This is a genomic window from Rhizobium sp. 2MFCol3.1 (genome assembly GCF_000377565.1).
Classification (GTDB): Bacteria; Pseudomonadota; Alphaproteobacteria; order Rhizobiales; family Rhizobiaceae; genus Rhizobium.
Genome location: NZ_KB898365.1, coordinates 23,350 through 34,988, shown reverse-complemented (window position 1 = coordinate 34,988; position 11,639 = coordinate 23,350). Strand labels below are relative to the sequence as shown.

General features: G+C 56.1%; 12 protein-coding genes. 6 read left to right on the top strand and 6 right to left on the bottom strand.

What is annotated here, in order from left to right; genetic code table 11:
- The first annotated feature begins 13 nt into the window (after nt 1-13).
- Nucleotides 14-1,222 carry a cytochrome P450 gene (locus D460_RS0122080; protein ID WP_026283407.1) on the top strand — a complete coding sequence of 403 codons (1,209 nt, stop codon included), beginning with the start codon at nt 14-16 and terminating at the stop codon, nt 1,220-1,222.
- On the opposite strand, the gene D460_RS0122075 is transcribed toward D460_RS0122080, so the two are convergent.
- The 3 genes from D460_RS0122075 to D460_RS0122065 all read right to left on the bottom strand — a co-directional run bounded on the left by D460_RS0122075 (nt 1,219) and on the right by D460_RS0122065 (nt 4,348).
- Nucleotides 1,219-1,914, bottom strand: a complete 696-nt coding sequence (locus D460_RS0122075) for an MOSC domain-containing protein (protein WP_018900770.1) — start codon at nt 1,912-1,914, stop codon at nt 1,219-1,221. The two genes, D460_RS0122080 and D460_RS0122075, sit on opposite strands and share 4 nt — an antisense overlap.
- Nucleotides 1,911-2,618: a glutamine amidotransferase gene (locus D460_RS0122070; protein WP_026283406.1), complete on the bottom strand. Its 708-nt coding sequence runs from the start codon at nt 2,616-2,618 to the stop codon at nt 1,911-1,913. The genes D460_RS0122075 and D460_RS0122070 overlap by 4 nt, the downstream gene beginning before the upstream one ends.
- A 290-nt stretch (nt 2,619-2,908) precedes the next feature.
- Nucleotides 2,909-4,348, bottom strand: coding sequence for an IS200/IS605 family element transposase accessory protein TnpB (locus tag D460_RS0122065; RefSeq protein WP_018900768.1), 1,440 nt, complete (start codon nt 4,346-4,348; stop codon nt 2,909-2,911).
- 177 nt (nt 4,349-4,525) lie between these two features.
- On the opposite strand from D460_RS0122065, the gene D460_RS33525 reads away from it, so the two are divergent.
- On the top strand, nt 4,526-4,807 hold the full coding sequence (locus tag D460_RS33525) for a hypothetical protein (protein ID WP_018900767.1): 282 nt from the start codon (nt 4,526-4,528) through the stop codon (nt 4,805-4,807).
- A gap of 81 nt (nt 4,808-4,888) precedes the next feature.
- Here D460_RS33525 and D460_RS35285 read toward each other — a convergent pair whose 3' ends face one another.
- On the bottom strand, nt 4,889-5,596 hold the full coding sequence (locus tag D460_RS35285; protein ID WP_081619946.1) for a redoxin family protein: 708 nt from the start codon (nt 5,594-5,596) through the stop codon (nt 4,889-4,891).
- Nucleotides 5,597-5,946: 350 nt separating this feature from the next.
- Entirely contained in the window at nt 5,947-6,876 is a 930-nt protein-coding gene (locus D460_RS0122050; RefSeq protein WP_018900765.1) for a homocysteine S-methyltransferase family protein, read from the bottom strand.
- A 233-nt stretch (nt 6,877-7,109) separates the two neighbouring features.
- Here D460_RS0122050 and D460_RS0122045 point away from each other — a divergent pair, with 233 nt between their 5' ends.
- The 3 genes from D460_RS0122045 to D460_RS0122035 all read left to right on the top strand — a co-directional run bounded on the left by D460_RS0122045 (nt 7,110) and on the right by D460_RS0122035 (nt 9,367).
- Entirely contained in the window at nt 7,110-8,213 is a 1,104-nt protein-coding gene (locus D460_RS0122045) for an FAD-dependent monooxygenase (RefSeq protein ID WP_155947814.1), read from the top strand.
- A gap of 215 nt (nt 8,214-8,428) precedes the next feature.
- Complete coding sequence (locus tag D460_RS0122040; RefSeq protein ID WP_245267782.1) at nt 8,429-8,968, top strand: GNAT family N-acetyltransferase; 540 nt, start codon at nt 8,429-8,431, stop codon at nt 8,966-8,968.
- Between the two features lie 21 nt (nt 8,969-8,989).
- Nucleotides 8,990-9,367 carry a DoxX family protein gene (locus tag D460_RS0122035; protein ID WP_018900762.1) on the top strand — a complete coding sequence of 126 codons (378 nt, stop codon included), beginning with the start codon at nt 8,990-8,992 and terminating at the stop codon, nt 9,365-9,367.
- A gap of 77 nt (nt 9,368-9,444) precedes the next feature.
- Here the strand turns inward: D460_RS0122035 and D460_RS0122030 are convergent, their stop codons facing one another.
- Nucleotides 9,445-10,629 carry a PLP-dependent aspartate aminotransferase family protein gene (locus D460_RS0122030; protein WP_018900761.1) on the bottom strand — a complete coding sequence of 395 codons (1,185 nt, stop codon included), beginning with the start codon at nt 10,627-10,629 and terminating at the stop codon, nt 9,445-9,447.
- Between the two features lie 105 nt (nt 10,630-10,734).
- On the opposite strand from D460_RS0122030, the gene D460_RS0122025 reads away from it, so the two are divergent.
- On the top strand, nt 10,735-11,622 hold the full coding sequence (locus D460_RS0122025) for a LysR substrate-binding domain-containing protein (protein WP_026283403.1): 888 nt from the start codon (nt 10,735-10,737) through the stop codon (nt 11,620-11,622).
- Nucleotides 11,623-11,639 lie beyond the last annotated feature (17 nt).

Sequence of the window (11,639 nt, the reverse complement as noted above, 5' to 3'; positions counted from 1 at the left end):
CATGGAGGCGACGATGCAAAACACACTAAATTTCGAACCTGAGAACCTGACAATGGCTCAGCTCGATGAAAGTCCTCACGTTATCCTTGGGGCAATGAGGAACCAGATGCCGTTCTTCCGCCGGTCGGATGGCATCTATTTGATCCTTCGCGCAAACGATGTGGACGAATTGCTAGTCCATCCGGCGACTAAACAGATCGAAACACAGGCCCTGACCTTACGGGGCGTGACCCACGGTAGCCTATTCGACCTAGTCCAAGGCAGCATGCTGTTTTCAAACGGCGAGGTCCATCGTAACCGTAGAACGCCAATGACGCGTCAATTTGCCTTCCGCATGATCGAGGAATTGCGTCCGATGATCAAAGCGCAATGCGAAGCGATACTTCAGGCAGCCGATCTCCGTAGTCCGTTCGAGATACGAGACGGTTTCGCGTCGCTTTTGCCTGCCTCTACAATTGCATCGATCTTGGGCATCGATCCGAGCGACATTCCGCATTTCACAAACGTGGTATACAGGGTTTCGCGTGCTATCAGCCCCTCATGGGCGATGGACGAGCTCCCTGACCTGAACGAAGCAGCTTCCGAGCTGATGGCGTACGTGGAATCACTCGTGGCCGCGCGCCGCGCACGACCAAAAGACGATTTCATATCAAGGTACATCCGAGCAGTCGATGAACTCGGCAACCTCTCTGCAGCGGAAGAAATACAGCAGCTAGTAACGGTGATTATTGGCGGAACGGACACCACGCGCGCAGCAATGGTCATCCTTGTTTCGCTTCTTCTCCAGCACCCCGATCAGCTACAGGCCGTTCGCGACGATCCATCGTTGATTCCCTCTGCCGTACTGGAGTCGTTGCGCTTTGAGCCTTCGGTTGCGTCGATAACTCGCTTTGCTACAGATGATATCGTTCTTGATGGGATGACAGTTCCCGGAGGTTCAGTCATCACCCTGTCATCGATTTCTGCGATGCGCGATCCAGACCGATACACCGATCCGGATTGCTTTGTAATCGATCGTCCACGTCAAAAATGGCATCAGGCCTTCGGCGGCGGGCCACACAGGTGTCTAGGGGAAGCACTAGCAAAGGCGGAGCTCGAGGAGGGCCTATCGGCGATACTCACGGCGATGCCGAGAATGTCGGTGGTAGGTGAGTTTCCAAGAGTGGACGGGCATGCGGGAATTCGCCGAGTGGGTCCCCTCACCGTCTTGGCAAGCTCCTAACGACCTGGATTACCATTTAGCCGTCTGGACCAGTCCTCAACCTTGCCGCTGTCCAGACGGCGCACCGCATAGCTCCGCCAACTGTCGGCGAGCGACGTGATGGCCGCGATGCCTCGCAACTCCTCGACGTTGAGCGTATCCACATAGAAGGCGCGCCAGATCCTGGCGAGCGTCCACTCGGAGGACTTTCGCTCGATCAATGCCAGATGTGCGTCTGGCTCTACAACGCCTTCCTGAAGCACGCGATAGTACCATCCGGTTCTGCCCGTCGACTGGACTTCATGCGCCATCGACTTGCGACCAGAACGCTCGTTCAGCCGCCAGCAGGGTTGCCTACCTTGGCTTACTTCGACGATTGCAGAGCCAAGCGAGACGACGTCGCCTACGGCAACAGATCGTTCAGTGATGCCGACGGTCGACAGGTTTTCGCCGAACGCCCCCGGCTCTTCAAGCATCTGATGCCCACCCAGGTCGTCGTTCCATTTGCTGTAGTGGTCAAAAGGATAGTGGTGGACTGCCTTTTCGGGCCCGCCGTGCCTCTCCCGGTCGCCTTGCATATCCCCCTCGAAGCCAAGAGCTGACAGCCGCAACGGCTCGTGCACCTGCTTTTTGCGTATGCCGCTCTCGACACATCGAGGGCCGAGGGGTGCTAAGGGTCCGATGCGCAAACTGAGGAGTTGATATCCGCTCATTGCTGCAGCTCGAGCCCCGTCAACCAGTCCTGGAGCATCATGTGCGCCGCCATCTTGAGTCGTTGTCCATGCATTCGGGCATCGGTCCGCAATCCTTCAATGTCAATTCCGCAACCAGCTAGTTCCGACGAATGACCTATGAGCCATCGCTCGAACCGCCCATCCGTCTCCACTTCGGGGTGAAACTGTATTCCTAGCACATTCGGACCAATGGAGAACGCCTGCTGTTCGACAACACTCGTCGATGCGAGGTTTAGCGCTCCTACGGGGAGCGTATAAGTGTCGCCGTGCCAGTGGAGTACTTGCACACCGTCAAAGTGAACCAATGGGCTCTCCTTCCCCTCCTCTGTGACAGTCAGCGGGGAGAAGCCGATCTCCTTGAGTCCTGTCGAATAGACCCTCTCACCGAGTGCCGAAGCGATGAGCTGTGCGCCCAAGCAAATTCCCAAGGTTGGCAAGCCCGCCTCGAGACGTGTGCGGATGAACTTCCATTCGACATCCAGAAATGGGTAAGAGTCTTCGTACACACCTACTGGACCGCCAAGGACAATCAACAGGTCGCTTGCGCATGGATCGCCCTCGCAGAAGGACACGTCGTCTACGTCGCTGTATCTTATCTCGTACCCCCACGCGGCTAGAGCGTCACCGAACGAGCCGAGGTCTTCGAAATGCACATGCCGCAACGCTAGTGCTGTCTTCCTCATTGAGAGCATCCCTTCACAGTTGGCCGACTGGCGGCGACAGGTTTCGTCGCCTCCCTTTGTGATTAACCCAAGTGTCTCGGATATTTCGCGATCAGCCAAATTTGTAACGCAATGTGGTGTGCTGCAGGAGCCAGGTTTGCCATGCGCCAGCTGGGCATCAGCCATGACTTGGTCGGGCCGGGCAGCATCGCCATATACGACGGCAGCGCTCTCTGGCAGCGATCAGCCCCATTGGCTATTCGGATTTTCGTGTGGAAACGCTCGCTTGCGAGAACACTTCCACGTTGTAACTAGAAAGTCCGAACTACTGCGTCCGGCTTGACCGGCGTCGGCCGGAACAACAGTCCCGGTCGGTGACGCCTGCCAAGGCGGACGACCGCATGCCCACAGAACATGCTTGTTCCGTGGACATCGGAACCCCGAGCACCGATCGGTACGTCGGGGTGCGGGCGGCGGTAGCCAATCTTCGCCGCTTTGATTGTCCGATGGACGTCTTGCCACGAGCCGAGTTCGGCGGGCACCTTCCCATTCTTCCATAGACGGGAAACGCACCCTTCCTCGAGAGCCGGCAGGACGTCCTTTATTCCAGCCAGACGGGCGATTCCGCGTCTGGCTATCTCTGTGGCCGACGCGCAAGCGTCGGGGGCATCGAAGGCGAGGTTGCCGATGGTCGAGGAATACCCCGCCCAAACCTCAAGCACATCGATCCCTGCAAGACGCGCGCGACGCGTCAGCATCTGCACAAACACCGTTCTTGCCCAATAGTTCAGGAGCCTGTTGAGGGAGCGGCTCTTCCCACTCGACCTCAACTTGCCCAAACCCTTCTCCAGCACGATCGTGCCGCAGCGGTGCTTTCGCGCCATGGAAATAGCACGGTCGCAGACGGCTGCGAGCGTCTCTCGCACCAATTCCGGCGACGCATCGACGGCCATGTCGAGCTTAACAAGCGCATCTTCGAGTAGTTCAGTGTCTTCGGTTCTCGACGGATCACCGATGACTTTGGCGACCGCCAGGCCAATCCAGTTTGGATTGAGATCGATACCGAGCGCGCGACCCTTCTTCGCGGCCACCGGTCGGCGTCGTTGCGGGTGGTTCGGCAGGTCGATCGGATCGAAAGTCACGCTGACATGCGTGTCGGTGATCGAGTAACTGACATTGATACGTTGCGCCTTTTCCGGCTGCGCACATACTTCCGCCAGTTGGTGCATGATCGTCGCCGCTGCTCCGCGCATCCTTGCGAGGTCAAGACAAGCCGTTCGAGTTAATGTACGGCCAGACCTTCCGCCATCCTCTTTGCGGCCAATCTTCACAACGATGGTCGTGTCGTTAAGGAGATGGATATTCTGGTTGCCACGGACCTTCTGACTATCGCCGTAACTGACAAATGGATGCAGTCTCATCCGCTTCCACTCGTCGTTTGAGATCAGACCTTTTCGTCGACGCTCAAGCCCAGCCCGACCGCCAAACACCATGTGCCCTTCGGGCCGGAGCTTTCGTTTCAGAACGCCAACGCGCGTCGCGCAGTGCATGGCCCAACTATCGAGGAGACCGTGCTTGGTGAACCTCGATTTGACGATCTCGCGGACGTCTTTTTCCGACCGCTTCGTTCCGTCCGGATGCTGCGCATTAGAATAGGCGGTCCTGATGGCAGCCGACTGCACGCGGCGGAGTTCCTCAAGGAACCGGCGATCGTTGTCACTACAGCGGTAAGGAATGGAGATGGTTTGCAAAGAGACATCAGCGAGCCAATATCTCCATGAGACTGCGAGAACCTCATCACCGTCAATCGCCGGCGAAAATCGAGCGCAACCAAAAGGCCACATTTCGTGCGATCAAGAGGAGATTATCGAAGTTCCCAATTCCGCACGCAAATCCGAATAGCCCCCCATTCAATCGAGACACTAAAAATGGAAGACAATTCGAAGACACTCACCGAGATGAGCGCTCGCGAGCGTTCCGAAATTGTATCTAACGTCGTAGAGGCACTCGAAAGCGCGTCGGCGAATGCCGAGGAGAGCGGCGATAGCAGATTGATTGCAAACGCCTATAGCATTGCATGCACCTTGCGCGGTTGTCGGCTTCACTTTGGCGAATTGGATCTGGTGGCAGTCGAACAACTCCTGGCGCAGGGGATCACGTTAATGTCGATGCTTTCAGCGAAGCGGTCACTGAACGAACCCAAACACTGATAGCGACCTGCGGCAGAACCTTCAAAAACAACAGATAGTGCCGCAGGACTTGGCAGCTAACACACCTAAGTGTCGGGCCGTCTAGCCCGTTGGTGCTGCTTGGGCCGTACCGCTTGTGGTTGGAAGAGTTGTCGAGGCCGCCTGCGACGCTTTCCGCGACTTCAGCAATGCCTCGATCACGGCCTGCGTCGTGTTGTAGTCAGCGGCACCGAGATGATGGTAGCGAACGATACCATCTGCATCGATGACGTACTGTTCCGGCCAGTAGACATTTTCAAACGCCTTCCAGACCGAAAAGTCGTTATCGATCGCCACCGGATAGTCCACGCCATAGCGGCTCACGGCTTGTTCAAGGCTCGAGCGTTTTTTCTCGAAGGCGAATTCAGGCGAATGGACACCTACCACCACTAGCCCATCTTTTTTGTACGCTTCCGCCCACGACTTTATGGTCGGTAGAGCACTAACACAGTCACCGCAGGCGAAGGTCCAGAAGTTAACGAGGACCACCTTGCCCTTGAGGCTTTGGGGCGAAAGAGCTTCGGAGTTCAACCAGCCGGTAGCACCTGCGAGTGAGGGAAATTCGCCTAAGGCCGGAAGTGGCCCTACTCCAGGAGCAGCAACCTCTTTGATTTTGGTTCCCGCTGCCAACGGCGAACCCGTAATTTGCTTAGTACCAGAGGTGTCAGAAACAAACGGAATCGGTCCGAGTGTTTCCGGAAGGATCTCCTTGAAGCCTATAACGGCTGCCAGTACGGCCACGCCAGTGAGTGTAGTTGTTTTGAGACTCATCTCCACGCCTTTCGTGTGGTCGGCACACGATGCTGCCGACTTCGCTGCAACCGAGAACTCGTCCGGTTCAACCAAAAGATGTTTGCGCTAGCGATGTATCTGAGATGTGTCGGTGAACGCCCCGAGATGTATCGGAGTGTTGGCGGCGATCAGATACGAGGCTGCTGGGCTAGTCGTAGTTGCTGCTTTCCGTAAAGGGATGATGCAAGACGAGCGTCGCTCTTCACGCCCTTGGGTAGCTTTGGTTCCGAACTTCGCCTGCTGCCCTATGGTTCGACATTGCGTACGCGCTTGCCGAGTTACAACCATGGCAATAGAAGTGTTCCTCGGCAAGCGCGCTACCGTCGAGCCTAGCGACAGGCCTCGCAAATTGCCGCGACATGGCTGCAGTCGGTCCCACAGCAGCCACCATAGATGTTTATCGCCGGCAGACTCCGCGTCATGGTCTTGTACTGTTCGGCCAGGTCAAGCGCATCGCCGGCGTCAAGCTGCTCGGCCCCATCAAGGCTGTCGTGGCTTTGACTGGAAGCGTTTGCCCTCACCCCGCGCAAGCGCGATGACCACTCCGCCGAAGGATCTAGGCCAGGCATAATGTGGGAAGGGTGAGAGCAGTTGATCATGTAGTAGGCAGGGGATCGGCCTGTCGCAGCATCAATCTGATTTATCGCTTCGCCAAGCGATGTCCCGTCGAGTAGCCGGCCATTTGTCTCGACAGTAAACGATATCACACTCGGAACCCCATGATTGGCTGCCGCAAGAGCGATACCGGTGGCCTCGGCGACCGTGGTCAAAGTGTATCCAGTCACCATGTCAACGTCAGTTTTCGACAGCGACGCGATTTGGTGGCTGTGATATTCTTGAGCCTCCTCAACCGAAAGGTCAGATAGTTTATAACCGTCACCCTGTGGACCGATCGTACCATTTATTATTATCCGAGATCTCTCGTCACCGAATTCGTCCCGCAATCCGATCAGCATTTGCACAGATTCCCGATTGACCCTGTCCAGTTGGGCCAGATCGTAGCGAAGCCGCAGACCCCAATCACGATTTGCACGCCATGTTGGCGTTTCGAGAATGAGCCCCTTTCCATATTTCTGCGCCAGTTCGATGTACTCGAGATAATAGGCTCTGAGCTGCTGCCTACCCTCGCTTGTATCCATAAGGACGAAAGTTGCGAAAAGCGGAATTTCGATGCCGTGCCGGAACATCAGGGTCGTGTTCATCCCTCCATCCGTGATGAACTCACCATGCAAATTGGCTATATTATGCCGGTACATCATCCAGTCTCCTCTGCATTGCTACGCTGCAGATTTCTACGTTCCGGACAATTACCGCGCTGTTTTAAGCGTCCCAAAACTGATTACACCTGAAACCGGCGACGGACGAAAGGCTTGCCCCGTACGCCGTTTACAATTGAAATCTGACCAATTGGATTTGAAGCCGATTTGCAACGGGGCTCCTTTAAGTGGGGAGTTGGACGGCCGACAACGCGGCCAATCAACGGAGCCAGAACTTGAAGATTTTGATTGTGGGGGCCGGGATCGGGGGGCTTGCAGCCGCTAGAGCGTTCGAAATGCAGGGGTTCTCGCCAGACATCGTCGAACGGCAAAGTGCATCTCCCAGTGCAGGCCACAGCATATTCCTGCTAGGGAACGCGATGCGCGCTCTACGCCAGCTCGGCTTGGAGCACAAAGTCTCAAGCGTTGCATTTCCTATTCAACGACAGACTATTACGTCGCCGCGGGGTTCCATTCTCAACTCTGTCGAGACCCAGTCAATATGGGCGGATTGCGGTCCATGCGTGACGCTGCGACGACAGTCGCTCCTCGATATTTTAAGGTTCTCGCTTTCTAGCAGTTCCATCAAATACGACACGACTGTTACGCACACCCTCGCGCGCGCAGGCAAGAGGGAGGTCCACTTCTCCGACGGAAGCTTCGAACATTACGATTTGATTATTGGAGCCGACGGAATTCGTTCGTCTCTACGTGCCGCGGAGTTTCCCGATTCTGCCCCCGTCGCCCTTGGGCTGGGTGCATGGAGACTGCTTATCGACCATCGGGGGGCAGTTACCGACTGGACAGCAATGCTCGGAAGCAAGCTAACGCTACTTGGCATTCCGCTGACACATTCCAAGCTCTACATATATGCCGACTGCCCGCACGACATGTTTCGCTGTGGGTCTATCTCCCGGCTGAGGCACCTTTTCAAGAACTTCGCTGGCCCCGTTGGATCGGTCGTCGCAGGCCTGAACGACGAGACAATTGCCCATCGCTCTTTGATAGAAGAAGTGCCTCTTCGCGACTACATAGCCGACCATCTCGTTTTGATTGGAGATGCTGCTCATGCGTCCTCGCCGAGCATGGCGCAGGGTGCAGCGCTGGCAATTGAAGACGCGATCGTGCTTAGCGAATGCGTGTCGCGCCGCCCATCGCTCGCCGATGCGCTCTCGAGCTACCAAGCCCGCAGGAGAGAGCGAGTTTCATGGGTTCGCGAGCAGTCACATGCCCGCGACAAACTTCGCAGTGCGCCCGACTTCGTTCGTGGCCTCATTCTCAGAAGCGTCGGCACAAAACTTTATCGTCGGTCGTATAGCCCCCTCCTCGAAAGTCTCTGAACGTCCAACCTGGAGATATTGGCGGACATTCCTCAAACGAAGAAGCCACCCTTCCTGTGCGTTAGGACAGACCTATGAAACACATTCTAGATCGACCCATTTGGAGCGCTCTTCAGACGGATCACGCCGAGTTTGCGGTAAGGCTCGGACGCGCGTGGAGATATCCGGAGGCAATAGGTCCTTTTGCGGCAGCTCTGGACCTCACAAAAGAGAGCATGGACGACCTAGCACAAATGCCGTCTGCGGACGAAATGATTGCTATGTTCGAGCTGGATGACATCCCGATTCCAGCGGGTATGACGTCTCTCGGATATTTCAGCTTGCATCAGTTGGTTCTGAGCAAACGCCTCCCGCTTATCCACGATCCAGAGATAGAGTTGCTGACTGAGGCCGACGCATCCGAGATGATGGAGTTGGCCGAACTGACGAAGCCCGGCCCATTCTCGCTGCAGTCTCAGCGACTAGGGCCGTTTTGGGGAGTGAAGGCACAGGGCAAACTTGTCGCCATGGCAGGACAGCGTATGAGACAGCCAGGCTTCGTCGAGTTAAGCGGTGTCTGCACACACCCGGAATTCCGAGGACGCGGCTTTGCGTCTCTGCTCAGTAGATACGTTTCAGGCAAGATCGTTTCGATCGGCCGCATTCCCTACGTGCACGTACATGGCACCAACAAGGCCGCCCTAGCCTTCTTCGGTGGAATTGGATTCGAACTCCGTACGAAGCTGAACCTCCGTCGGCTCACACCTTCACAATAATCAAATTCGATAGGAAACAAGATGTCAGTCATGATCGGTCGTATTCTGTCCGTTTTTGTGATTGCAGCCCTGGTTGCAGATGGTGCGGTCAATCTCGTCGCACCCAACCTCCTGCAGGCGGAAATGGAGGCAGCGCAATTTCCCTTACATTTAGCGCCTATGATCGGTGCTCTCTGCATAGTCTCAGCACTCCTATACGCGGTTCCCGTTACCGCGTTTCTCGGAGCGGTTATGATTACGGGGTTCCTGGGTGGCGCTATCTGCACGCACCTCCGGGTAGGCGAGATACTGTCGCCGCCCCAGTTCGTGTCGCTTGTCCTCGGCACCGCTACTTGGCTGGGCCTATACTTACAGGACACCAGGCTGCGATCGGTAGTGTTCACCGCGAACCGAAACTGAGCTTCCGTCGTCATCGAGCCTCGGCCGACCCTTAGTGCAGCCTCCGTATGGGAGGCTGCACTAAGGGTCGGCCGATGTTACGCAAGTGTGCCGGCAGTGCGGGACGATATCTCGCCAAACAAAGCGACAAGGTCGGCTTTGAGATCGTCGATATCCTCAAGACCGATGCTCAAACGCAGCAATAGGTCATCGCCTTCCCATGCCCTAACCGTTCGATTGGACTTCACGGACATCGGCGCGATAAGGCTTCTAGTCCCACCCCAAGACGCGCCGATCGCGAAAGTCTTGAGGACATCAAGTGCGGCTGACGCATGTTTGGTCGCTTCTGGCGTCAGCTGTAAACTGAACACCGGGCTTGAGCCCGCGAAGTCTCGCTTCCATATTTCGTGGCCTGGAGAATCTGGAAGCGCCGGAGATAAAATCCGCGCCACGTGTGGGTTGTCCTTGAGCAAATCGATCAGGACAGACGCAACTCTGTTCGAGTGTGCGAGCCGCACGCCGAGAGTCTCGATCCCGCGGAGAACAAGGGTAGCATCGTCGGGCGACGTGCCAACGCCCAAGCGCCCGAGCGTTGAGCGTATGGGCCCAATCAAATCAGGATTGTTGACGGTTATCGAGCCCATCAGAATGTCCGAATGACCGGAGATAAATTTCGTGAGCCCTTCGGTCACCATGTCAGCACCAAGTGCGAGCGGCTTGTAGTTCAGTGGTGTCGCCCACGTGTTATCGCATCCAACCAAAGCTCCATGGCGATGGGCGATCTGGACAATGCGTGGGAGGTCTTGGACTTCCATCGTCGTCGAACCGGGAGACTCACACCAAACGATCTTTGACTTTGCGTCGACCCGTCTCTCGATATCTGCTACCGAGGTCGGATCATAGAACTCGACTTCAATCCCAAACCGGGCGAGATCGGTGTTGGCAAAGTCTCGAACGGGTGGGTAGACGCTGTCAGCGATAAGTATTTTGTCCCCTGCACTCAGAAACGCGAGCATCAGCACAGAGCTTGCTGCCTGCCCAGAGGGGACGAGGAAGGTCCGCACTCCCTGTTCAAGTGCGGTCAATTTCTCTTCTAGAGTTCGGGTCGTGGGAGTTCCGTAAAGGCCGTAACTGTACCCATCGTGCCCACGCTCTCCGCGTCTGGCATATTCTTCGGCGTTCTTGAACACGATCGTTGATGCCCGATAAGTTGCGACGCCGAGGCTATCGAAGCCATCCGTCCTGACGTGCGGCGTCAAAACGCACTGAGTAAGGTCCTTCATCTTCATCTCCGCGAAAATCGTTTGACGGACTACATCATGAGATGTCCTATTCCGTCCAATATCAATTCCACGGCTGCGACATCGATTTGGTTATAGGGGCAACAGGTGAACATCAGACAGATTGAAGTGTTTCGTGCCGTCATGCGGAACCAGACCGCATCGAAAGCAGCCGAAATTCTTCGCATTTCGCAACCTGCGGTCAGCAAGGCTATCCGCGAACTTGAGCACGATATCGGGTTCGGCTTGTTCACGCGGGAAAAGGGAAGAATTTGGCCCACCGCAGAAGCAAGGCTCTTCTTGAAAGAAGTCGAAGCGCAATACGAGGGGCTAGTCCACCTAAACAGTGCTGCGGCGAGGATCAGAGACTTCGGTGCCGGCGAAATTCGTGTTGGTAGCCTTTCGGCACTTAGCACGAATGTCTTGCCAAAAGCCCTTCACGCCTTCACCCGGAGACATCCAGGTGTCGCCGTAAACTTTCAGGCGCAGTTGTCCTCGGTGATACGCGACCTCGTCGCATCTGGCCAACTTGACGCCGGGATCGCCGCGGATGAAATCGATGTCGCAGGAGTAGATGCGCGCCCCTTCGCTCGTTATCGGGCGGCAATTGCCGTTCCAATGGGCCATCGCCTATCGTCGGTCGACGTAATAACGTCCGCGGATATCAACGGAGAACCGTTCATTGCGCTCTCTCCGGAGGACACTACACGCCGCTCGCTTGAAGCAGTCTTCGCGAGCGCGAACTCACACCCGCGGGTGATCCTCGAGACGCCCTACTCGACCACGGTCTGCGCAATGGTCCAAGCAGGGTTGGGCATCGGACTGATCAATCCCATAACAGCGGAGCCTTATATTGGGAAAGGTCTCTCCATCCACGCCTTTGAGCCTGCGATCTATTTCAAATCGCTTCTGCTTCTCCCAGCGAACTCCAAACCATCGAAAATCGTTTCCGATTTCGTTGAGGAAGCGATGCGTTTTTCGATCTTCGAGGTTTAGTTGACCTAAGCGTCTTC